The sequence below is a fragment of the Myxococcus sp. RHSTA-1-4 genome, assembly GCF_020037125.1.
In the GTDB taxonomy this organism is placed as follows: Bacteria; Myxococcota; Myxococcia; order Myxococcales; family Myxococcaceae; genus Myxococcus.
Genome location: NZ_JAIQDG010000020.1, coordinates 63,206 through 86,101, shown reverse-complemented (window position 1 = coordinate 86,101; position 22,896 = coordinate 63,206). Strand labels below are relative to the sequence as shown.

At 71.2% G+C, this 22,896-nt stretch carries 18 protein-coding genes and 1 pseudogene; 8 read left to right on the top strand and 11 right to left on the bottom strand.

What is annotated here, in order from left to right:
- Window positions 1-47: 47 nt before the first annotated feature.
- Together K8638_RS25965 and lon are read right to left on the bottom strand one after the other, a co-directional pair.
- A complete protein-coding gene (locus K8638_RS25965; RefSeq protein ID WP_223757390.1) occupies window positions 48-887 on the bottom strand; it encodes an N-acetylmuramoyl-L-alanine amidase in 840 nt (279 codons plus the stop codon).
- 238 nt (window positions 888-1,125) lie between these two features.
- The gene (gene lon / locus K8638_RS25960) at window positions 1,126-3,609 is read right to left on the bottom strand and encodes an endopeptidase La (protein ID WP_223757311.1); all 2,484 of its coding nucleotides are present in this window, start codon (window positions 3,607-3,609) and stop codon (window positions 1,126-1,128) included.
- 256 nt (window positions 3,610-3,865) lie between these two features.
- Here lon and K8638_RS25955 point away from each other — a divergent pair, with 256 nt between their 5' ends.
- The 3 genes from K8638_RS25955 (at window position 3,866) to K8638_RS25945 (ending at window position 7,705) form a co-directional block, all read left to right on the top strand.
- Window positions 3,866-5,080 carry a vWA domain-containing protein gene (locus K8638_RS25955; protein ID WP_223757310.1) on the top strand — a complete coding sequence of 405 codons (1,215 nt, stop codon included), beginning with the start codon at window positions 3,866-3,868 and terminating at the stop codon, window positions 5,078-5,080.
- Window positions 5,081-5,268: 188 nt separating this feature from the next.
- Window positions 5,269-6,132: an ImuA family protein gene (locus K8638_RS25950; RefSeq protein ID WP_223757309.1), complete on the top strand. Its 864-nt coding sequence runs from the start codon at window positions 5,269-5,271 to the stop codon at window positions 6,130-6,132.
- A 7-nt stretch (window positions 6,133-6,139) separates the two neighbouring features.
- Window positions 6,140-7,705, top strand: coding sequence for a DNA polymerase Y family protein (locus K8638_RS25945; RefSeq protein ID WP_223757308.1), 1,566 nt, complete (start codon window positions 6,140-6,142; stop codon window positions 7,703-7,705).
- Between the two features lie 8 nt (window positions 7,706-7,713).
- Here the strand turns inward: K8638_RS25945 and K8638_RS25940 are convergent, their stop codons facing one another.
- Window positions 7,714-8,253: an FHA domain-containing protein gene (locus K8638_RS25940; RefSeq protein ID WP_223757307.1), complete on the bottom strand. Its 540-nt coding sequence runs from the start codon at window positions 8,251-8,253 to the stop codon at window positions 7,714-7,716.
- A 184-nt stretch (window positions 8,254-8,437) separates the two neighbouring features.
- On the opposite strand from K8638_RS25940, the gene K8638_RS25935 reads away from it, so the two are divergent.
- On the top strand, window positions 8,438-9,406 hold the full coding sequence (locus K8638_RS25935) for an NAD-dependent epimerase/dehydratase family protein (protein WP_223757306.1): 969 nt from the start codon (window positions 8,438-8,440) through the stop codon (window positions 9,404-9,406).
- Between the two features lie 115 nt (window positions 9,407-9,521).
- Entirely contained in the window at window positions 9,522-10,958 is a 1,437-nt protein-coding gene (locus K8638_RS25930; protein WP_223757305.1) for a hypothetical protein, read from the top strand.
- A gap of 86 nt (window positions 10,959-11,044) precedes the next feature.
- Here the strand turns inward: K8638_RS25930 and K8638_RS25925 are convergent, their stop codons facing one another.
- From K8638_RS25925 to K8638_RS25900, 6 genes are all read right to left on the bottom strand, one after another.
- Entirely contained in the window at window positions 11,045-12,106 is a 1,062-nt protein-coding gene (locus K8638_RS25925) for a hypothetical protein (protein ID WP_223757304.1), read from the bottom strand.
- 26 nt (window positions 12,107-12,132) lie between these two features.
- Window positions 12,133-12,471, bottom strand: coding sequence for a hypothetical protein (locus K8638_RS25920; RefSeq protein ID WP_223757303.1), 339 nt, complete (start codon window positions 12,469-12,471; stop codon window positions 12,133-12,135).
- 112 nt (window positions 12,472-12,583) lie between these two features.
- Window positions 12,584-14,086, bottom strand: a complete 1,503-nt coding sequence (locus K8638_RS25915; RefSeq protein WP_223757302.1) for an ATP-binding cassette domain-containing protein — start codon at window positions 14,084-14,086, stop codon at window positions 12,584-12,586.
- 265 nt (window positions 14,087-14,351) lie between these two features.
- Window positions 14,352-14,729: a hypothetical protein gene (locus tag K8638_RS25910; RefSeq protein ID WP_223757301.1), complete on the bottom strand. Its 378-nt coding sequence runs from the start codon at window positions 14,727-14,729 to the stop codon at window positions 14,352-14,354.
- A gap of 87 nt (window positions 14,730-14,816) precedes the next feature.
- On the bottom strand, window positions 14,817-15,941 hold the full coding sequence (locus tag K8638_RS25905; protein ID WP_223757300.1) for an SPFH domain-containing protein: 1,125 nt from the start codon (window positions 15,939-15,941) through the stop codon (window positions 14,817-14,819).
- Window positions 15,941-16,429 carry an NfeD family protein gene (locus K8638_RS25900; RefSeq protein WP_223757299.1) on the bottom strand — a complete coding sequence of 163 codons (489 nt, stop codon included), beginning with the start codon at window positions 16,427-16,429 and terminating at the stop codon, window positions 15,941-15,943. Before K8638_RS25900 ends, K8638_RS25905 begins: the two co-directional genes overlap by 1 nt.
- Before the next feature lie 127 nt (window positions 16,430-16,556).
- On the opposite strand from K8638_RS25900, the gene K8638_RS25895 reads away from it, so the two are divergent.
- Window positions 16,557-17,384: an alpha/beta fold hydrolase gene (locus tag K8638_RS25895; protein ID WP_223757298.1), complete on the top strand. Its 828-nt coding sequence runs from the start codon at window positions 16,557-16,559 to the stop codon at window positions 17,382-17,384.
- Between the two features lie 15 nt (window positions 17,385-17,399).
- Here K8638_RS25895 and K8638_RS25890 read toward each other — a convergent pair whose 3' ends face one another.
- Window positions 17,400-17,777: a DUF2019 domain-containing protein gene (locus tag K8638_RS25890; protein ID WP_223757297.1), complete on the bottom strand. Its 378-nt coding sequence runs from the start codon at window positions 17,775-17,777 to the stop codon at window positions 17,400-17,402.
- 152 nt (window positions 17,778-17,929) lie between these two features.
- Here K8638_RS25890 and K8638_RS25885 point away from each other — a divergent pair.
- Window positions 17,930-18,471, top strand: a pseudogene (locus tag K8638_RS25885) (error-prone DNA polymerase); the annotation flags it as partial.
- Window positions 18,472-18,489: 18 nt separating this feature from the next.
- Here K8638_RS25885 and K8638_RS25880 read toward each other — a convergent pair.
- A complete protein-coding gene (locus K8638_RS25880) occupies window positions 18,490-19,689 on the bottom strand; it encodes an acyltransferase (RefSeq protein ID WP_223757296.1) in 1,200 nt (399 codons plus the stop codon).
- Window positions 19,690-19,868: 179 nt separating this feature from the next.
- Here K8638_RS25880 and K8638_RS25875 point away from each other — a divergent pair, with 179 nt between their 5' ends.
- Window positions 19,869-22,892: an error-prone DNA polymerase gene (locus K8638_RS25875; protein WP_223757295.1), complete on the top strand. Its 3,024-nt coding sequence runs from the start codon at window positions 19,869-19,871 to the stop codon at window positions 22,890-22,892.
- Window positions 22,893-22,896 lie beyond the last annotated feature (4 nt).

The following is a 22,896-nucleotide window of genomic DNA, read 5'->3' as shown; positions in this document are numbered from 1 at the left end:
TGAATGGCGGCCCCCGGCGGCGTGGGCCGCTCGGAATCAGGAGCCGCTCAGGGCCGCGCCGTCGCGTTGGCCGCCGAGGCCGCGGCCGGCGCGAGCGCGTCCACCAGCCCCTGGGCCACGGCGGCGGCGAACGCCTCCAGCGTGCGCTCCTCGCGCCAGCGCGCGGCCTCCTCGAAGTCGAGCGCGTGGTGCGTCTCGATGATGACGGAGGGGAAGGTCGGCCGGCGCAGCACGAAGATGCGCCGGTGCGTGGGCTCGCTCACGCGCGAGACGAACACCCCGGCCTGGGCGGAGTCGGCGGCGTAGAGGCCCGTGTAGTCCATGCCGTCATAGTGACGGAAGCCGGCCTGCCCCAGATGACGGGCAATCGCGCGAGCCAGCCCCGCGCGCCGATTCTGGAGCGGCACTTCGGCCTCCTCGGACCAGAGCACGCTGAATCCCGGGGACGTGTCCTGCCGGTAGCACTGCTGTCCCGGCGCGGGCTCCCAGGGCATCGCCATGCCGCGCGCGTCCGAGTGCAGGCTCAGCAGCACATGCGCGTTCCACTTCCGCGCGGCGTTGATGCGGGACGGGTAGGGGACGCGCTCTCCCGGCTTGCGGCTGATGCGCACCTGGAAGTGGCCCGTGGCTTCCAGCCTCCGCGCCAGGTCCTCCGCGATGCGAAGGGTGAACGCCTCTTCGTCCTCGCAGGTGACGGACTTGTTGCCCGTGTTCCCCTGGGCGCCATGCCCCGCGTCCAGGTAGATGCGCCGCTTCCCGAACCCCTCGGGAAAGCGCACCCGGGCCACCGAGAGCGGAGCGCCTGGGGCGGGCCACGCCGGTGTGGGCGCCACCGTGAGAGGAACGGTGGATTCAGCCAGCGCTCGCGCGGCGCCGAGCCCGAGCATCAAGGCGAGTCCCACTCCCAGCAGTCGGGCGTTTCCTGGCATGGCGGCAGGTGTGACGCCCACGGCCGGGGCGCCGTTCCGCAGTGTCGCGCGAAGGCGGGGCGGCGCGGAAGGCCGGCCTCGGGTGATTCCTCCCATGCCAGCCAGGGCACCGTGCCGCCCGCAAAGACAACGGGCAGGCTCCCCGGAGGGAACCTGCCCGTGTCACTGCCTGGTGGCCGTGAGGCCGGGCCTCATGTCAGGCCCGGATCTCGGGCTCGGCCGGCTTCGGAGGCAGCGGGGCCTCCTTGCCCGCATCGCCGCCCGGGCCACCCGACGTCGTCGGAACGGGCTGGGACTCCAGCGCGGCCTTGAGCACCTCGTCCATGTGCGTGACGAAGATGAACTCCAGCTCGTTGCGCGCCTGATCCGGCACGTCGATGAGGTCCTTGCGGCACCGCTCGGGCAGGATGACCCGCTTGATGCCCGCCCGGTGCGCCGCCAGCACCTTCTCCTTGATGCCACCCACCGGCAGGACCAGGCCACGCAGCGTGGCCTCGCCCGTCATCGCCGTGTCGTGCCGCACCCGGATGCCCGTCAGCAGGCTGGTGAGCGCGGTGAGGATGGTGACACCCGCGGAAGGCCCGTCCTTCGGAATGGAGCCCGCCGGGAAGTGCAGGTGCAGGTCCGTCTTCTCCAGGAAGTTCGGGTTGATGCCGAGCTGCTCCGCCTTGCTGCGCAGGTAGCTCAGCGCCGCCGTGGCGCTCTCCTTCATCACGTCGCCAAGCTGGCCGGTGAGCGTCATGCCGCCCTTGCCCGCCATCTTCGTCGCCTCGATGAAGAGCAGGTCGCCACCCGCCGCCGTCCAGGCCAGGCCCGTGGCCACACCCGGCACCTCGGTCCGCTCGGCCACTTCCGAGTAGAACGTCTCGGGCCCGAGGATCTCCTTCACCCGCGCGGCGTCGATGTTCTGCTTCTCCGTCTTCCCTCCGGCCACCTCCACCGCCACCGCGCGGCAGATGTCCGCGATGCGCCGCTCGAGGTTACGCACACCGGCCTCGCGCGTGTACGAGGTGGTCAGCGTCAGCAGCGCCTCGTCGGTGATGTCGATGTGGTCCGGGTTCAGCCCGTGCTCCTTGAGCTGCTTGGGCACCAGGTGGATGCGGGCGATGCTCTGCTTCTCCTCGAAGGTGTAGCCCGTCAGCTCGATGATCTCCATGCGGTCCCGGAGCGGCCCGGGGATGGGGTCGAGCTGGTTCGCCGTGGCAACGAACATCACCTTGGACAGGTCGAACGGCACGTCCAGGTAGTGGTCGCTGAAGGAGTTGTTCTGCTCCGGGTCCAGCACCTCGAGGAGCGCCGCGCTCGGGTCGCCGCGGAAGTCCGCGCCGAGCTTGTCGATCTCGTCGAGCATCATCACCGGGTTCTTCGTGCCGGCCTTCTTCATGCTCTGGATGAAGCGGCCGGGCAGCGCGCCGACGTACGTGCGCCGGTGGCCGCGGATCTCCGCCTCGTCACGCACGCCGCCCAGCGACAGGCGCACGAACTTGCGGCCGGTGGCCTTGGCCACGCTCTGACCCAGCGACGTCTTGCCGACGCCCGGAGGACCCACGAGGCACAGGATGGGGCCCCGCATGTCGTTCTTCAGCTTGCGCACCGCCAGGTACTCCAGGATGCGCTTCTTCACCTTCTTGATGCCGAAGTGGTCCTTGTCGAGCTGCTGGCGCGCGTTCTCGATGTCGAGGTTGTCCTCGGACACCTTCGCCCACGGCAGGTCGGCAATCCAATCCAGGTAGGTGCGCGAGACGGTGTACTCGCTGGAGGCCGCCGGAATGGTCTTCAGGCGGTTGAGCTCCTTGGTGGCGACCTTCTCCACGTCGGGCGGCAGGCCCGCCTTCTTCAGGCGCTCCTGCAGCTCGTCGAGCTCCTCCTCCTCTTCACCCATCTCGCCGAGCTCTTCCTTGATGGCCTTGAGCTGCTGGCGCAGGTAGTACTCGCGCTGGGTCTTCGACATCTCGCCCTTCACGGCGGAGTCGATCTTGTTGGAGAGCTTGAGGATCTCCCGCTTGCGGTTGAGCAGCTCGAGCACGAGCTTCATCCGCGCCTTGAGGTCCACCGTCTCCAGGACGGCCTGCTTCTCTTCAATCGGCACGTCCACGTTGGCGGCGATGAGGTCCGCCAGGTGGCCCGGGTGGGTGATGCTCTCCACCAGCTCGGTGGCGGCGGCCGGCAGCTCGGGCATCAGCTCGATGACCTCGCGCGCCAGCTTCTTCAGGTTGATGCCCAGGGCCTCCACCTCGACGTTCTCCGAGGAGGTCTTGTCCTCCACGGCGTCGACGCGGGCCTTGAGGTAGGGCGCCTCCTGCACCAGCTCCACCACGCGGAAGCGGGCGAGTCCCTGCACGACGAGCGAGTAGTTGTCCTCGCCCATCTTCAGGAGCTTCACGATGCGGGCCACGGTGCCCATGGTGTAGAGGTCGGACGCGCCGGGGTCCTCCTCCTCGGCGCGGCGCTGCGTGACGACGCCAATCACCTGGTCGTCGCGCACCGCGTCCTTGATGAGGGCAATGGTCTTCTGACGGCCGACGGCCAGCGGAAGGACCCCGCCCGGGAAGAAGACGCTGTTCCGCAGCGGCAGGATGGGCAGCACCTGCGGAATGTCTTCCTTGTTGATGAGCCCCGGCGGTGCCATCGCCGTCGGCATGGCGCTCGCGGAGGAGCCCTTCTTCTTCTCGTCGGACATGAAGTTCGGCCTCTTCTCTTGCTCAAGCCCGGTCAGCAGGCAGCCGGGCTGGTGAACATCTGTCGGTTTTCTGCGGCAGATGAACCAACGTAACAACCAGAACGCACATGGCAAACGCGGTGTGCGTTTTTCCTCACCCCCGTCGTATGCCGGACGCTGCTCCGAAGTCTCGCGTCTTGAGCCGGGGTGGGGCATGCTCGCCCCCCCCTGCTTGATGCGGCGCGCCCGGGGCGCGCCGTCCCCCCGGGAGGCTCACATGAAGCTCCGTACCTGTGCCCACCTGTTGCTGATTTCCACTCTTTTGGGGGTGGCATGCAGGTCGCCCGTCGACGACCCGGGCTCCACCCTGCCAGGGAAGTGCGAGAGCGAGTCCCCGGTCGTCGCCCCCCAGAAGACGGACATCCTCTTCGTCATCGACAACTCCTCCTCCATGGAAGAGGAGCAGGAGGGCATCGCCCGGGAGCTGCCCGCCTTCGTGGAGGCGCTCACGCAGGGCAGCGGGGTGGTGCAGGACTTCCGTGTGGGCGTCATCACCACGTCCGTGTACCGGCGCGTGCTCTTCCAGGGGCAGGTACTGGACCGGGAATATCCGGATCAGTCCGGCCGGCTGCAGCCGGTGCCGGACACGGGGGGCCAGCCGACCGACGAGCGCTTCATCGAGGGCTCGGATCCATTCCTGGTGGAGAAGTTCCGCCGGCTGGTGGCGCAGGGCACGGAGGGCAGCGGGCAGGAGACCCCCTTCGAGGCGGTGCGCCTGGCGGTGACGGAGCCGCTGGCGGCGACAGCCATCTCCGAGGGAGGAAACGCCGGCTTCCTCCGGGACGGCGCGCGGCTCCTGGTGGTGGTGGTGACGGACGAGGAGGACTGCAGCTCCACCCAGCGCCCGCCGCCGGTGACGCTCACCGATAACACGTCGGTGGACATCTGCAGCGAGCAGGCGCACCTCCTGACGTCGGTGGACGAGTACTTCTCCATCTTCCAGGGCCTGCATGACTCGACGGGCGCCTCCCGGGAGGTGCTCTGGGCTACGATTGGGCCGGTGGGGCTGGCCGACAAGAGTGTGGGCACGGTCCTGGACGTCACTCCCGGCGGCACCTTCGTGCGCAACGTCGATTGCCCGACGTCCTATGGCCCGGGCTTCCGGCAGCGGGCCATGGCGGAGAAGTTCGACCAGGACCTCAACAACCTCGACTCCATCTGCAAGGAGGCCTACCAGCAGACGCTGGTGAACATCGCCGCGCTGGCCACGGTGGCGCAGAGCATCGACGTGGTGAACCTGCCGGATCCGCGGCTGGCCCAGGTGGAGCTGACGCGCGCGGATGGCCAGGTGGAGCGCTGCTCGGTGGCCGCGGGAGACCTGCGCTACGAGCCCTCCGGCGAGGACCGCTCCGCGCGCCTGTACTTCCTGGGCTCCTGCCTGCGCCGCGCGGACGACCAGAAGGTGGAAGTGAAGGTGCTGTGCGCGGGCTGAGGCCCTTCTCCCGCGCGCAGGGCCCCGGGATTCCTCACGTCGTCTCCGCGGATCCGAGCTGACAGGTCTGCTCCGCCGCCCCATCGCCATGCGTCCTGGGCGGCGCATGTCAGACCTCCGAGCATACTGAACGAGCGTCCAGGCGAGCGTTCGGGGTTCGGCCCACGGGGTCCTGGCGAGGAGGCGAGATGAGCGCGGCGGAGCAGCGGGTGGGGGCGGTGGGCTCGGTGGTCGAGCAGCTCCGGGAGAAGATTCGCGCGTTGCAGGCGGCGCCCCGGCGCTACCTGGCGGTGCTGCGCACGGGCATGGAGGCGGTGGACGCGCTGCTGCCCTCCGGGGGCTTTCCGCTGGGGCAGGCGGTGGAGCTGTGCGGAGAGGCGGCCTCGGGGCGCACCAGCCTGGCGCTGCGCGCGGTGGCGGCGGCGCACCGGGAAGAGCGGCTGTGCGCGTGGGTGGATGGCCCGAGGGAGCTGTACCCGCCGGCGGCCGCGGCGCTGGGCGTGGACCTGGAGCGGCTGCTGATTGTGCGGCCCAAGGCGCCCGAGCAGCGGGTGTGGGCGGCGGTGCAGCTCGCCCGCAGCGGGGCCTTCGCGTGCGTGGTGCTGGATTTGACGCGAGGGGTGGGCTCCACGGGGAGGATGTCCCGGGTCGCCCTGGCGGAGGCGCGGAAGCTGGCGGACGCGGCGGAGCGCGGGGGAGGGCTGCTGCTGGTGCTGACCTCGCCGGAGTCGCCGGCGGACGGGGTGATGCGGCTGCGCACGGAGGCGCGGGACGGGGAGGGCTGGTCGGTGGAGGTGGTGCGCAGCCGGCAGGGGGGCACGGGCGCGCGGGCGGAGCTGCCGTGGAGCGTGTTGTACCCGGAGCTGGGCCTGGAGGACGGCGGGCGGGTGCTGGACGTGGTGGAGGCGGCGGAGGACGCCACGCCGGACTTCCTGCGCGAGCAGGCCGGGGCGCTGCGCAATGGCTGCGGCATCCTCGGCCAGCGGCCCGGCCGCGACGCGTCCATGCCGTCGCTGCGCGAGGGCCTGGACGCCGCCGGCGTGGCGCACTGAGGGGGCCATGCGCAGGGCGTATCTGCACTTCACGCGCTTCCCGGTGCAGCGCAAGGTGGTGGAGCTCCCGGAGCTGACGGGCCGGCCCTTCGCGCTGGTGGAGGAGGTGCGCGGCCAGCGGCGGGTGGCCTTCGCGTCCACCACCGCGCTGAAGGCGGGGGTGCGGCCGGGGATGACGCTGACGGCGGCCACCGCGCTGGAGCCGGTGCTGCGCCACTTCCCCTACCGTCCCGAGGACGAGGCGCGCGCGCTGACGGCGCTGGGGGAGGCGCTGATGGGACTGGCGCCGGGCTTCCAGCTCTCCGCGCCGGACGGGCTCTGGCTGGACGCGGGGGCGGCGCACCTGGTGGGGGGCGAGGAGCAGCTGGGGGCGCGGGCGCTGGAGTCGTGCGCGGAGCTGGGCTACCGGGCGCACGCGGTGGTGGCCTCGGAGGCGTTCACCTCGCGGGCGCTGGCGCGGTACGGCGCGCGCCGGGTGGAGGTGGTGCCGCCGGGAGAGGGCGCGCGGGCGCTGGCGCCGCTCCCGCTGGCGGCGCTGGAGGGCCCGGAAGGGGCGGCCTTCTCCGCGCTGGGGCTCAGCACGTTGGGGGAGGTGGCGGCGCTGCCCGCGGCGGCGGTGACGGCGCGCGGCGGGGCGGCCGGGGCCCGGGCCCATGCGCGCTGCCGGGGGGAGGACGACACGCCCTTCGTCGCGGCGGTGCTGGAGGAGGTGCTGGAGGAGCGGGTGGTGCTGGACTGGCCCGCGGAGTCCTTCGAGCCGCTGCGCTTCGCGCTGAAGACGCTGACGGACCGGCTGGGGGCACGGCTGTCGGGGCGGCGGCGGGCGGCGGTGCGGCTCACCTTCACCTTGAAGCTGGACCCGGCGGGACAGGTCCGGGTGCCGCTGACGCTGGCGCGGCCCACCGCCCAGGCGAAGCTGCTGCTGGACCTCGCGCGGCACCGGTTGGAGGAGCAGCGGCTGGAGAACCCGGTGGCGGAGGTGTCCGCGCGGGTGGACGAGCACTCCGAGGACCGGGGCCAGCAGCTCGCGCTGGGGGACGCGCCGGAGGGAGACGCCGCGCTGGAGGTGGTGCTGTCGCGGCTGGTGACGACGCTGGGCGAGGAGTCGCTCTTCGCGGCGGGGCTGGAGACCGTCCACCGGCCCGAGGCGGCGCATGGGACGCGGGCCTTCCGGCCTCCGGAGCGGAAGCGGGGGCTCGCGGTGGACGGGCTCGAGGCGGGCCGGCGGAATGACGTGGGCGGCTGGAACGACGCGGACAGCCCGCTCGACGCGGGCAGCCGGAACGACGTGGTGCCCAGGGTGGGGCGGGAGCGGCCGTCGCGGCTGCTGGCGGCGCCGGCGTGGCTGGACGCGGAGGTGGCCGAGTCGGGGCGGCTGCTGGCGGCTCGGCTGGGCGGGAAGCGGCACCGGGTGACGGCGCTGGCGGGGCCGGAGCGGCTGGGCGGGGAGTGGTGGTCGGACGCGCCCTACCAGCGGGACTACTACCGGGTGCACTTCGAGGGACTGGGCCCCGCGTGGGTGTTCCGGGACGCGCGGGACGGCCGCTTCTACCTGCAAGGGTTGTTCGACTGACGCCCGGCTCAGGGCGCAGGCTTGGGCGCGGCCAGGCGCAGGTGCTCGTAGAGCGTCTCCGCGCGCACGTAGAGGAACTGGGCGTCGCCGAAGGCCAGGGTGTCGCCGTCGTGGAGCATCACCTGGGCGCGGTAGCCCAGCGGCGCGCCGTTGATGAACGTGCCGTTCATGGACTCCACGTCGCGAACGGAGAAGGCCCCCTTGTCGGCGTACCAGCGCAGGGTGGCATGGTGCTGCGAGACGGACGGGTCCGGCACCACCAGGTCACACGTGTCGGCGCGGCCCACGGTGTACTCCTCGCCGTCCACCCGGGGCTGGAGGAAGCGGACCTCCAGGTTGTTGAAGTCGCGCAGCATGGCGAGCAGCCGCTCCTCCATGCGCGAGCGGTACGCCATGCCGACGGTGCGAAGTCCTCCCGCTGCCCTCTGGGCGGCGTCCTGGAGGAGGAGTTCCAGGGGCTGCTGGATGAGCGCCACCGGCCCGGACGCGGCCCGGAACGCCTCCAGCGGGGCCCCGGCGAAGGGGCGGAGCTGATTCACGGACACCATGAGGCCCCCCACCCTACGTGCAAGCGGCGGCGACGGAAAGTCCCGCGCCCCGCCAGGCCCCGGCGGTGTCCACCGCCCGGCCAGGCCGGCCGCCCGCCTGGTGTGCGGGGGCCCTCCTCGCCGGGGGTTCCGGTGGCGATGGAGAATGGCCCCGGGCCGGAGTCCGTGGGAGCGTGAGGGCCGCATGCGGGTCCTCGTCACCGGAGCGGCGGGCTTCATCGGCCACCACGTCAGCGCGCGGCTGCTGGCACGGGGAGACACCGTCATCGGGGTGGACAACCTGGACCCGGCCGGGGACGTGGCGCTGAAGCGGGCGCGGCTGGAGCGGCTCAGGCGTCCGCCGGGAGCGGAGTCGTTCACCTTCCACGCGGTGGACGTCACGGACGGCCCGGCGCTGAGGGCCCTCTTCGAGCGCGAGCGTCCGGAGCGGGTGGTGCACCTGGCGGCGCGCGTGGGCGTGCGGGCCGCGGGGGACGTCGCGCGCGGTTACCTGGATGTGAATGTCACGGGGTTTCTTCAGCTACTGGAGTGCGCCCGGGGCCTGGAGCACCTGGTGTATGCGTCCTCCAGCTCCGTGTACGGCGCGGGCACGCCGCCGCCCTTCCGCGAGGACGCGGCGGCGGATCATCCGCTGAACGTCTACGCGGCCACCAAGCGGGCGGACGAACTGCTGGCCCACGTGTACGGCCACCTGCACGGGTTGCCCACCAGTGGCCTGCGCTTCTTCACGGTGTACGGGCCCTGGGGCCGCCCGGACATGGCGCCCCTGCGCTTCCTGCGGGCCCTGCGCGAGGGACGCCCCATCGACCTGTACGGAGAGGGCCGGATGCGGCGCGACTTCACGCACGTGGACGACGTGGCCGAGGCCGTGCTCCGCGTGCTGGACCGGCCGCCCACGGGCGCACCGCCGTACCGGCTCCTCAACGTGGGCCGGGGCGAGCCGGTGGCGCTGCGCGACTTCCTGGCCGTGCTGGAGCGGCACCTGGGCACGCGGGCGCGGCTGAACCTCCTGCCGGCCCAGCCGGGGGAGATGGAGTCCACCTGGGCGGACCCGTCGGCGCTGGAGTGCGAGACGGGCTTCCGGGCCCGGGTGTCGGTGGAGGAGGGCCTGGCGCGGCTGGTGGAGTGGGACGCCCGACACTCGGTCCGCTGAGCGGGCCCGTTCCGCCTATAGTGGCGCCGCCGGGACGCACGTCCCGGACACCCGGGCCGGCGGGTGTCGTGCTCCTCGGAAGTCTGTCGTGGAACGCTCTTGCTGGAGTGATGTCATGGCCCGGTATCGCCCCTCATGTCCGAGGCTCCGCCGCCTCGCGCTCACAGCCCTCATTGCCCTGCCTGGCGCGTGCTCGGAATCGGGCGGAGACGGGTGCGAGCGGGACGGGCAGGCCGGCTTCGAGGCGCGCGCGCCCTTCGACGAGCGGGCCCGGGTGCGGCGCGTGGACTGCGCCTTCATGAGCGGGGTGCACGGGTTGGTCAGCGCGCCGGACGGCTCCCTGTGGCTCCGGCGCACCGAATTCAAGGACCGGGGCGACGACACCTTCTTCCACCCGCCGGACAAGCTGCTGACCCACGTGGGCGCGGGGGGCGAGCTCCTCGGTGAGCTGTCCCTGCCGGACTTCGTCCGGGCGCATGTCGTGCACCCCAGCGGGGAGCTCACGGTGGTGGGCTGGGAGCGGCCCGAGGACGCGAAGACCGTCCAGGTGCGCCGCCTCCGGCCGGACGGCTCGCTCATCTCCGAGCGCGTGCTCGGCCTTCCCCTGGCACCCGAGGAACGCATGTATTACCTCGCGTCTCCGGACGGCACGGTGGAGAAGGTGGAGCTCCCCGAGGAGGAGCGCGCCCTGGGCGTCGTCGCCGCCAGGGCCCATGGCGAGGACCTGTTCCTCCTGGTGGCGCTGGACGGGCTTCGCCTCATGCGGCTCGACAGCGCCTTGCAGGTGCGCTGGGTGAGCGCCGTGGCGCCCAGTGTCGGGCTCACGGGCGCGAACGCGGAGCAGATGCGCGCGCTGGGTGTCCCGTTCCTGGGCTGGATGCTCGAGGTCGACGAGGCGGGCCGGGCGCAGGTCGCGACGCCGTTCCTGGTCTTCCACCGGCGGCCATACGCGGAGAACTTCCCTCAGCCACCGGAAGGCCCCGAAGGCAGGGCCATCCTGCTGACGCGCTTCGAGCCCACGGGCGAGCGGAGCGCGGTGAGGACGGTGCCGACCGAACACGCGGACGAGCTGGTCGGGCTCGCCGTGAGCGGTGAGTCCTACGTCCTCGGCGCGCGGGCGGCCACGCCGGTGGAGCAGCCCGACAAGCGCACCGAGGCGGACGTGTTCTTCGTGGCCGGCCGGTGGGATGCTCCCGCGGATGCACTCATCACCCGCGCGCACACGCTCGACCAGGACGATGCGCCCGTGGCGATGCTCCCCTGTGGCGCCGGGCGCTACTGCTTCGCGGGGCACACCAGCTACCTGATGACGGACCGGGGGCGTACGCAGGAGCCCGGCGAGGGCTTCATCCTCACGGTGGATGCACGGGGCGAGCGGCAGGACCTCCTCCGGCTCCAGGGCGAGCGCGACACGGAAGTCCTCCAGGCGGTGCCGGGGCCGGGAGGCTCCGTCGTGTTCGCCCTCTCCACCAACCAGCCGGCCAACATCGCCAGGGTGGGGAACGCGTTCAAGAACAACGAGACGTGGCTGGGGGTGTTCAGCCCGCCCTGAGCGGGCGGCACGGCGGCTCCGGTGGTGCGAGCCGCCGCGCGCGGGAAGGCCGCCTCACGGTGGAGGCCGCCCCCCGCGTCCGCGCCTCACAGCAGGAGCGTCCGCGCGGCCACGGGCGTGACGATCTGCTTCGCGTAGTCCGCGGGCGAGAGCACCTTCACGGTTCCGGAGTACGAGTACGTCCGGCCCAGGAAGTCCGAGTGGGAGAACTGCAGCGGGTACGTCCCAGCGCCCAGCCACGTGGAGAAACCGCTGGAGGCGCTGTAGGTGATGCCCGACAGCTTCCAGGAGAAGCCGGAGGCGACGACGGAGAGCGTGGCGCCCCGCGCGCCCCATGCGGACGTGAGGTTCAGCGGCTCGGTGGTGCGGATGACCGTCCTGCCCACCATCTCCGCGACGCGCACGGGCTCAGGATAGAGGATGTGCAGCCCGAGCTGGTCCCAGGTGGACAGCCCCGCGTGGCCGTAGTTGCCGTGGATGCCGCAGGACAGGAACTCGTAGTGCATCACCGAGTACCGGTCATACGGCGTCATGTGGCCGCTGCTCGCCCCGCCGCCGTAGCCGGAGGCGGTGCACAGGCCGTAGTCCACGTCGTCGCGCGCATGCTCATGGGACAGGCCGAGCGCGTGGCCGAACTCGTGCAGCGTGTGGTCACGCCAGGGCACGCCGGAGGCATCGGCGTCGTCCCCGAGCTTCAGGTTGTAGCGGCACGCCCGGTTCTGGGTGAGCTCGTCCGGTGGGTTGGACCAGCTTCCCCAGCCGTTGTTCTCTCCGGTGTACACGCCGTTTCCGTCGAGGAACATGGGGCAGCCGTTGCCGGGCACCATGCCGGTGAAGGGCACGCTGGTGCCGGGGATGACGACGCGGATGTCGCCGCCGTGCCAGTCGTCTCCGTTGGAGAGGACGATGGGGGCCGGGCAGGTGCCCAGGTAGTTGAAGCGGATGTTGGCGGCCCGCTCGAAGTCGTGGATGTAGTCGAGCACCTGCTGCACGCGGGCCGGGCGCGCGGTGAGCGCGTTGCCCACGAAGCAGACGCTGGGCGTGCTGCCACGCACACCGTGATTCCAGTAGAGGGAGGCCTGGGCGGTGAGCGCGCCCAGCGTGGAGGCCAGGAGGACGAGCCCCGCCCAGAGACGTTGGGTTCCCATGGGAGACCTCGCGAGTGCGGAGCGGGTCACCACATCGCGACCCAGTTGATGAGCCGGCAGTCCGTGGACAGACAGCCGATGCCGGTGCCGGCGGTGGAGGACGGGTTGTAGTCGATGGACAGCGTGCGGCCGCCGGCGAGCGCGGTGGTGAGGAGGGTGAGCGTCCGATTCACGTGCGCGGTGTCGGAGGTGGAGAGCGCGAAGTACCAGATGCCGCCGGCGACGGAGGCGGCGCACTTCACGTGGATGCGGTTGGAGTACACCGCGACGTTGGCGGGCGTGCACGACGCGCTGTCCGCGAGCGCGGGGACGCTGGTGAGGAACAGTCCCACGGCGAGGGCGGGCACGAGGCGGGTCATCTTCATCTTCGTTCTCCAGGGTGCGGGACGCGGGATGCGCCGGTTGCACCGGGAGAACGGCGCCCTCCGGATATCTTCCCGCGCTCCTGTACCGGCCCCGTGCCCCGGAGCTCGCTGCCTACCCGGACGTCACCTCCACCCGCCCGTGCTCCACGCGCCAGCACTCGGTGGTGCACGCGCGGGCGAACGGGGCGTCGTGGGTGACGAGTAGCAGCGCACCCGGGTACTCGCGCAGGGCCGCTTCCAGCCGCTCGATGGAGGGCAGGTCCAGGTGGTTGGTGGGCTCGTCCAGCACCAGGGCCCACGCGTGCTGTCCCAGTCCCCGCGCGATGAGCAGCTTGCGCGCCTCGCCGGGAGACGGCTGCTCCGAGGCGAGCAGCCGCTCCGGGTCCACGCCGAGCGCCGCCACCAGGGACAGCACGCGGCCGCGCTCCTCGGGAGGCAGCGCCCGCACCGCGTCCAGCGTGGCCCGGGCCTCCGCGGCGCTGACGTCCTGGGGCAGGTACAGCACGCGCTCCAGGGGCACGCGCGCGTGCTCCAGCAGCGCGCGCACGAGGGTGCTCTTCCCGGCGCCGTTGGGGCCTTCGATTCGCACGCGCGCCTCGCGGCCCACGGCCAGGTTCACCGGCCCGAGCACCTCCACGTCCCCCGCGCGCAGGGCCGGCACGTCGAGCGTGAAAAGCCACGGGTTGGGCGAGCGCACGTAGCCCACGAAGACGGAGCGGCCCACCGTCTTGTCCACGGTGAACTCGCCCACGGACTCGCTGACGCGCTCCAATTCCCGGCGCAGCACGCCCACGCGCTGACCGGCGCGGTCCTCGGCCCAGCCGGCCACGACCTTCGCCCCCATGGAGCGGCTGTCGTTGTCGTGCTTGTCCTTCAGGCGCTTGCGGGTGCTGCGCGCGGCGTTGGCGGCCTGCTGCTCGCGGCGGGCCTGGTCCAGCAGGTGCGCGGCACGGCGCTGCTCGGCGCGGGCGCCCTGGTATGCGGCCACCTCCGCCTCGCGCTCGGCCTGCCAGTGCTGCTGCGCGGCGGAGTACGCGCCGGGCCACAGCCGCGCGCTCCCTCCGTGGACGCGGAGCGTGGAGGTGGTGAGGGACTCCAGCAGCGAGCGGTCATGCGACACGACGACGCCGATGCCCCGGAAGCGCTTCAGCGCGGAGACGAGCCACGCGCGGGCCTCCGCGTCCAGGTGGTTGGTGGGCTCGTCGAGCAGCAGCACGTGCGGCTCCGCGGCGAGCGCCGCGCCCACCTGCCACCGCTTGCGCTCGCCCGGAGACAGCGTGGGCCAGCGCTCCAGCGCGGTGACGTCCAGCCCCAGCTGCCCGTGCAGCCGCCGCGCGAGCGAGTCCCAGGACTCGGCGAAGGCGGTGATGTCGGCCGTCAGCGTCTCCACCTCCTGGTGGCACAGGCGCAGGGTGGGGGAGGGCGGGTCGAACTGGAGGTGGCCCTCGGTGGGCACCAGCTCGCCGGACAGCAGGCGCAGGAGGGTGGACTTGCCGGCGCCATTGGCACCGACGAGCCCTGTCCAGCCGGCGGGCAGGTGGAAGTCGACTTCGGAGAGGACGGGGACGGCGTCGGAAAAGGCGAACGACACGCGGTGCGCGCGGACGGAAGGCATGAAGCGAGCTCCTGAATCCAGGGCGCGAGCCCGCCGGAAGGCGGCTCAGCGCGGGAGAGGCCAAGGGACCTGGGGATTCAGCGGCTCAGCTTCAAGGGTGCGCGGACCTCGCGTGGGGAGGGGGTGTCAGGCCCTCCGGTGGAACGAACAGCGCAATCTATGTCCAGGGCCGGTCCGGAATGCAACCCGGACCCGCCTGGTGGCTCGGCTGGACGGGGCGCGCGCGGACTTCCTGACAGTGGGAAGCCCCCGCCCGCCCGGGCGCTCAGGCCGCGGCGCCGCGCGCGGAAGCGGCCACGGCGCGGCGAGACAGGCGCCACGCGCCGACGGAGGCCAGCAGCGCGCCCAGCGTGGAGAGCAGCAGTGCCAGCACCACGTTGTGCAGCGACTCGTAGAAACCCACGAAGAGGACGGTGGTGCCCTGCTCGCTGGCCGAGCCCGTGTAGTACCGCAGCAGGGAGACGATACCCGTGGCGAAGCCGAGCGCGCCCGCCATCAGCGTGAAGACGCCGAGTGACAGCATCAGCGGCACGTAGCGTGACTCGGGGCGGCGCGCGTACTGGAGGCACGTGGCGATGAGGGCGAGCCCGGCCAGCAACGTGGGGTACATGCCCCAACCTCCCGCGATGAAAGCGTCCTGCATGGTGTCTCCTGGGGTCTGCGATGTCCGGCCATCCAGGACACCCCGGCGCGGAAAAGGTTCCCGCGCCGGTTCAGGAACCGGGAGCCGTCAGTCCTCCTGCGGCTCGACGGGCGGCCGCGGGCGGCGCGCGGGGACGGCGGGCACGCCGGTGAGGGTGGCGGGCTCCGGGACGGCGGTGGCGCGGGCCATGGCCTGGGCGCTCAGCGCGGCGGCGGAGGGGGCCTGGGGCCGGGCGGGCGGGGCGGCGGGGCGCTGCTTGGAGGCGGTGAGCTCGCCGTTGAAGACGTCCTTGATGGCGGACACGGCGCCCAGGGCGGCGGTGGCCTCGTAGGGGATGAACATCTTGTTGTCGCCCTTGCCCAGCTCCTGGAGCGTCTCCATGTAGCGCAGCGCGAGCACCTCGGGGGTGGCGCGGCCCTCGTGGACGGCCTCGAAGAGGAGGCGGGTGGCCTCGGCCTTGCCTTCGGCCTCCAGCATGGCGGCGCGCTTGCGGCCCTCGGCGCGGGCAATCTCCGCGTCGCGCTCGGCCTCGGCGCGGAGGATGCGGGAGATCTTCTCGCCCTCGGCCTGGAGGATGGCGGCGGCCTTGTCGCCCTCGGCCTTCGTCACCTCGGCGCGGCGCTCGCGCTCGGCGGTCATCTGCTTGGCCATGGCGGCCTTGATGGCCTGGGGCGGCTCGATTTCACGCAGCTCCACGCGCGTCACCTTCACGCCCCACTTCTCGGTGGCCTCGTCCAGCACCATGCGCAGCTTGCCGTTGACCGTCTCGCGGCTGGTGAGCGTCTGGTCCAGCGTCAGCCCGCCCATGATGTTGCGCAGGTTCGTCATCGTGAGCTGTTCAATCGCCAGCGCCAGGTTCTCCACCTGGTACAGCGCCTTCGCGGGGTCGACGATCTGGTAGTAGATGACCGAGCCGACCTCCATGTTGACGTTGTCATGGGTGATGACCTGCACGGTCTCGAAGCCCATGACCTGCTCGCGCAGGTCCACCAGGTTGCTGCGCATGACGCGGTTGCCCGTGCGCATCTCGATGGGGCGCGGGCTGTCGAGGAACGGGATGAGGATGTTGAGGCCGCTGGTGGCCACGCTGTGGAACTTGCCCAGCCGTTCCACCACCATGACCTTGGCCTGCGGGACGATACGGATGCCGGTGATGAGGGCGAAGCCCACCACCACCGCGGCGATGATGAAAAGCACGGTCAGGAAGTCCACTAGGCCCTCTCCTTCTTCAGCTCCCGGGTGGGAACCGACATCGACGCCGAAGGGCGGCGTACCCAAAGCTTGAGACCTTCCACCTGCTCCACGGTGACGCGCTCGCCCTCCGGCACCGTGCCGGACAGGGAGCGGGCCGTCCACAGCTCGCCGTTGATGCGCACGGTCCCCCCGTGAGGCTCGCCGAGCGCCTCCACCACCACCGCCTCCTGGCCGAGCATGGCCTCGACGCCTGTCTTCAAATGCGAGGCGGTCCGCATGAAAACGCTTTTGAAGAGGGTGCGGGAGGCGCCGAACAGGAGGGCGGAGACGGCGGTGAACAGGAGGAGCTGGAAGTTGACGCCCAGCCCCAGGGCGGCGGCGAGCGAGGAGGCCAGCGCTCCCACGGCGAACCAGAGCGTGACGAAGCCGGAGAGCTTCATCTCCAGGCCCCCGAAGACGAGCGCCGCGACCATCCAGAGCTGCCAGGCTGTGGGGGTGAGGTCCATGGGTCTCCTGTTTGGCAGCCGCCTCGCCGTCCTGTCAAACCGGGAAGGCGGGCCGGGAGCGGGGCGGGAAACAATCGCCCTGGAGCCGGGGTTCCGGCTCCGTACCACCTGCCTATCCTGGATATGCATGCCGTTCCTGTCCATTCGTGGCGCGCAGCTCTACTACGAGGACTCTGGAGGCTCGGGGGAACCCGTGGTTTTCAGCCACGGGCTCCTGTGGGACTCGCACCTGTTCTCGCGGCAGGTGGAGGCGCTGAAGGGCCGCTACCGGTGCATCCGCTATGACCACCGGGGACAGGGCCGCAGCGAGGCCCCCGAGGATGGCAGGCCGATTGACTTGCGCACGGTGTACGAGGACGCGGTGGCGTTCATCCAGGCGCTGAAGCTGGCGCCGTGCCACTTCGTGGGCCTGTCGATGGGAGGCTTCGTGGGGCTGCGCGTGGCGGCGCGTCACCCGGAGTTGTTGCGCTCGCTGGTGCTGCTGGACACGTCCGCGAGCGCGGAGCTGCCGGGCAACCTGACGCGCTATCGCCTGCTCGCGGCGGTGACGCACTGGCTGGGGCTGTGGCCGGTGGTGGACCGCATCATGCGCATCTACTTCGGGCCCACGTTCATGAACGACCCGGCCCGGCGGGCGGAGCGGGAGGCGCTGCGCCGGCAGCTCGCGAGCAACCCGAGGGCGGTGTGGCGGGCGATGGACGGCGTCATCAACCGGCGGAGCGTGGAGGGTGAGCTGCACCGCATCCTCACGCCGACGCTCATCCTGGTGGGCGAGGAGGACGCGGTAACGCTGCCGGAGATGGCGGACCGGCTGCACGAGCGGATTGCCGGCTCGCGGCTGGTGCGGCTGCCCCACGGCGGGCACATGAGCAACCTGGAGCAGCCGGAGGCGGTGAACGCGGCCATCTCCGCGTTCCTGGACGAGGTGCCCGAGGAGCAGTTGCAGGCGGTGTGAGGCGGCTGCCTGGCCTCAATCCGTCGGAAACGAGAGGGTGCCGGCCCGCCACTCCCTGAGCACCATCGCGGCATCGAGTCGCGCGACGCCTGGGGGGCCGCTGGCGAGTCGCTCCAGTTCGGCTTCGGCGGCTCGCGGGTCGAACTCCAGGACGTGTGAGGCCGCCCAGCCTCGCACATGAGGGTTGGCGCTGCCCATCAACCGCACCAGTGCGCTCCGTCCCTCCTCGCCTCGGCTTCGGAGTTCCATCCACGTCGCAGTGACCCGCTTGTACTGTGCGTTGGCCAGCCGGTGGTTTCCATCCTGGGAGGCCTGCCCATGCAGGCCCGCGGCCTCCTCGTATCTGGCCATGAGGTCGGGAATCGAAGCACCCTTCATGGACTCACGCTTCAAGGGATGGCTCCAAAGTCACGAAGGGTCGACAACCCGAATTCCCGTTGCGCATCAAAGGACTGAGTACTCAGCCACTGTCGTACCGTCTTGCCTCCCGTGAAGCGCCGAATCGATGAATGATAGCCGCTAACCATTCGATGGATGCCCTCATCGCGGGGGAGGCGGACGGGCTGCGGCGGGTGCTGAGCCACAAGCGGGCGGAGTCGATGCTGCTCCAGTACCGGGGCCGCTTCGTGGAGGGCTGCATTTCCCGGGGGTATGCGCGGGGGCAGGCGGAGGAGTGGTTCGACAACTTCCGCGGCTTCGCGCACTACGGGTTCCCGGAGAGCCACTCGGCGAGCTTCGCGCTGATTGCGTACGCGTCGAGCTGGCTGAAGTGCCACTACCCGGCGGCCTTCACGGCGGCGCTGCTGAACTCGCAGCCGATGGGCTTCTACGCGCCGCACACGCTGGTGGCGGACGTGCAGCGGCACGGGGTGGAGGTGCGGCCGGTGGACGTGCGGCACTCGGCGTGGGACTGCACGCTGGAGGACGGCGGCAAGGCGCTGCGGCTGGGGTTGCGGATGGTGAAGGGGCTGGGCGCGTCCGCGGGGCGCCGGGTGGAGTCGGCGAAGGGGAGGGCTTCCGGGACGTGGGGGACCTGGCGAGGCGGTCTCGGATTCCCATGCACGAGCTGCCCCCCGCGTTTCTAGCCGCTCCGAGGCCAGGCCCATCAACCGCGCGGTGGGGACGCGGTGGCCGGTGCTCCCGGCATCGCCGTGGGGCGCTCGAACCACCGCCGGAGCAGGCGCCGCGCCGGTTCCTCCACGTACCTGAACACGGCCATGCTCACCCCGATCGCCACCAGCAGGAACAGCGGCACGAAGACGGGGGCGGGGAGAACGATGCCGGCCCGGGTGGCCACCCGCTCCAGCAGGTCCATCACGGGCATGTGGAGGATGTAGAGCGCGTAGCTGGCCTCGCCCAGCACGATGAGCGGCCGAGACGCCAGCACGCGGGACAGCGGCCCGGATGACGTGGTGAGTCCATGGAGCAGGGCCGCGAACAGCACCGCGAACATCGAGGGCGTCAGCGGGAAGGGCAGCCTGTCGTGCACGCAGAACAGGGCGAGGGTGGCGGCGGCGAGGGCGCTCGTCATCCCCCGGGGCAGGGCGGGACGTCCGTGAGGGTGACTCATGAGCAGCCGCGCCACGCAGATGCCCAGGAGGAACTCGGGGAGGCGTTGGATGGGCAGGAAGCGGAGCGCCACGAGCCAGGGGCCGGTGGTGAAGGCATCCACCCTGTCCAGCCCGTCCGGCTTCGTCGCCAGGTAGAGCAGGGGAAGGACGCAACTGGCCGCCACCGCGCCCGCCGCCACCTGGAGGGCCTTTCGCCACTCCAGCCGGGCCACCCACGCGCCGAGGAACGGAAAGCACGCGTAGAAGAACGCCTCGACCGACAGGGACCAGCCCACCGCGTTCCATCCGAGCGCGGACAGCGGCACCCAGGACTGGAGCAATACCGGGCTCAGCACCAGCCCGAACAGGTTCATCCAGGGGCGCTGTCCTGCCTGGAGGTCGTTGAGGATCCACCGCAAGAAGAAGGGCGCGGTGACGAGCAGCCCCAGCAGGTAGACGGGGTAGACGCGCGCGAATCGGGCACCGAGGAAGGCCCGGCGCTGCGCCGCCGTGTGGGGGATGCGCTCCAGGTAGTTGTAGCCAAGGATGAAGCCGGACAGGACGAAGAAGAGCGCCACTCCCAGGTGCCCGGCCTTGAGCAGGTCGTGCAGGCCGGGCGGCGCGCCCTCCGAGAGGCAGAAGTGGTGGTAGAGGTGGAAGGCGATGACGTGCAGCGCCGCGACGAAGCGCACGCCCGTCAGCGCGTCGAGGCGGGGTTTCGCCGCGGGGATTCCGGTAGCCCGTTGTCCGTCCATGACGCCCGTACCGTAAAGTTGGAATTGTCCTGTTCGGCTATCACGGCCGCATGGGCTGAACAAGCCCGCCTCCCGCGAGAGCGGATCGTCCTCACGCGCATCAACCCATGAAGTCTCCTCGCTCGCGGAGCGCGGATCCAACCTAGCGCCTGAACGCCCGCTCAGTATCCTGGGCGGTCGTGGATTACGCCGAGCTGGTCTGTCGCTCCAACTTCTCCTTCCTGCGCGGGGCCTCCCATCCGGAGGAGCTGGTGGCCACGGCCGCGAGGCTCGGGCTGCGCGCGCTGGCGCTGACGGACGCGGACGGGCTGTACGGGGTGGTGAAGGCGCACCTGGCGGCGAAGGAGCACGGCCTGAAGCTCATCCTCGGGGCCGAGCTGACGCTGGAGGACGCCCCTCCGGTGGTGGTCTACGCGGCGGACGCGGTCGGCTACGCGAACCTGTGCGGCCTGGTATCGCGGAGCCGGATGACGCACCCGAAGGGGGAGGCGGGGCTGCCGTGGCGGGCGCTGGCGGACCGGTCCGCGGGGCTGCTCGCGCTGCTACCCGAGCCGGCGCCGGTGGAGCGGGTGGCCTCGCTGGCGGAGGCCTTCCCGGAGCGCTTCCACGTGGGGCTGTGCCGGACGCTGTCGGCGGGGGACGCGGCGCGCGAGGCGCAGGCGGACCGGCTGGCGCGGGAGCTGGGCGTGCCGCTGGTGGCGCACAACGACGTGCACACGCACCACCGCCGGCGGCAGCCCTTGCAGGACGTGCTGGTGTCCATCCGCCACGGGACGACGGTGGACAAGGCGGGGACGCGGCTGCTGCCCAACGCGGAGCGGACATTGAAGGGGCCGCACGAGATGGGGCGGCTGTTCGCGGACCGGCCGGAGGCGCTGGAGCGGGCGGTGGAGCTGGCCTCGCGCTGCCGTGCCTCGCTGGATGACCTGCACTACCGCTTCCCGGAGGAGGACCTGCCCGAGGGCCGCACGGCCAACCAGCACCTGCGGGCACTCACGTACGAGGGGCTCGCGTTCCGCTATCCGGGAGGTGTGCCGCCGGAGGTGGTGCGGCAGATCGAGCACGAGCTGAAGCTGATCGCCGCGCTGGACTTCGCGGGGTACTTCCTGTCGCTGTGGGACATCGTGAAGTTCGCGAGGGAGCGGGGGATTCTCTGCCAGGGGCGGGGGAGCGCGGCGAACTCGGCGGTCTGCTACGCGCTGCGCATCACCGCCATCGACCCGGTGCGGATGGGACTCCTGTTCGAGCGCTTCCTGAGCATGGAGCGCAAGGAGCCGCCGGACATCGACGTGGACTTCGAGCACGAGCGGCGCGAGGAGGTGCTCCAGTACGTCTACGAGAAGCACGGCCGGCACCGGGCGGGCATGGTGTGCGAGGTCATCTGCTACCGGGGCCGGCTGGCGCTGCGCGAGACGGGCAAGGCGCTGGGTCTGTCATTGGACCAGGTGGACAAGCTGTCGAAGGTGTCGGCGGCCAATGGCTTCCAGGTGACGCCGGAGGTGCTGCTGGAGGCGGGGCTGTCTGCCTTTGACGGCCGGGTCCAGAAGACGCTGTCCCTGGCGATGGAGCTGGAGGGCTTTCCCAGACACCTGTCCATCCACGTGGGCGGCTTCGTGATTACGCGCGAGCCGCTGACGGAGCTGGTGCCGGTGGAGAACGCGGCGATGCCGGGCCGCACGGTCATCCAGTGGGAGAAGGATGACATCAACTCGATTGGTCTCTTGAAGGTGGACCTGCTGGCGCTGGGGATGCTGACGGCGCTGTCGAAGTGCTTCGCGTTGATTCGAGAGCACCACGGGCGGGAGCTGTGCCTGGCGACGATTCCGCCGGAGGACCCGAAGGTCTACGACATGCTGTGCGAGGCGGACTCGGTGGGGGTGTTTCAAATCGAGAGCCGGGCGCAGATGAACATGCTGCCGAGGCTGCGGCCGAGGACGTTCTACGACCTGGTGGTGGAGATTGCGCTCATCCGCCCGGGGCCGATTGTGGGCAACATGGTGCACCCGTTCCTCAGGAGGAGGCACGGGCTGGAGAAGGTGGAGTACCCGAGCGAGGCGGTGAAGGAGATTCTCGGGAAGACGCTGGGGGTGCCGCTCTTCCAGGAGCAGGCGATGAAGCTGGCCATGGTGGCGGCGGGCTTCACTGCGGGGGAGGCGGACGGGCTCAGGCGGGTGTTGAGCCATAAGCGGGCGGAGTCGATGCTGCTCCAGTACCGGGGCCGCTTCGTGGAGGGCTGCGTTTCCCGGGGGTACGCGCGGGGGCAGGCGGAGGAGTGGTTCGACAACTTTCGTGGCTTCGCGCACTACGGGTTCCCGGAGAGCCACTCGGCGAGCTTCGCGCTGATTGCGTATGCGTCGAGCTGGCTGAAGTGCCACTACCCGGCGGCCTTCACGGCGGCGCTGCTGAACTCGCAGCCGATGGGCTTCTACGCGCCGCACACGCTGGTGGCGGACGTGCAGCGGCACGGGGTGGAGGTGCGGCCGGTGGACGTGCGGTACTCGGCGTGGGACTGCACGCTGGAGGACGGCGGGAAGGCGCTGCGGCTGGGGCTGCGGATGGTGAAGGGGCTGGGCGCGTCCGCGGGGCGCCGGGTGGAGTCGGCGAAGGGGGAGGGCTTCCGGGACGTGGGAGACCTGGCGAGGCGGTCGCGGATTCCCAGGCACGAGCTGACGCGGCTGGCGCTGGCGGGAGCGCTGGCGGGGCTGTGTGGCTCGCGGCGCAAGGCGCTGTGGGAGATTCAAGCGCTGGGGCCGCTGGACTCGGATGACCTGTTCTTCGGGATGTCGATGGACGGCACGGAGGTGGAGTTGCCACCGATGGGCATCTTCGAGCGGGTGGTGGCGGACTACGACACGGTGGGGCTGTCGCTGGAGAAGCACCCGCTGGAGCTGCTGCGGCCGACGCTGAAGAAGCTGGGCGCGGTGACGGCGGAGGGGCTGAAGCAGGTGCGCTCGGGGCGGCCGGTGACGGTGGGAGGGATGCTCATCTGCCGGCAGAGGCCCCCGACGGCGAAGGGCCTCTGCTTCATCTCCCTGGAGGACGAGACGGGAATCGCGAACCTCGTGGTGCCGCCGGACGTGTACGAGCAGTGCCGGAAGGACATCCATGGCGCCCTGTTCATCGTGGGACAGGGCGTGCTGGAGCGCTCGGGAAAGGTGACGAACGTGAAGACACGGCGCGTTCAGTCCCTTTCCCAGGCGTGAGTGG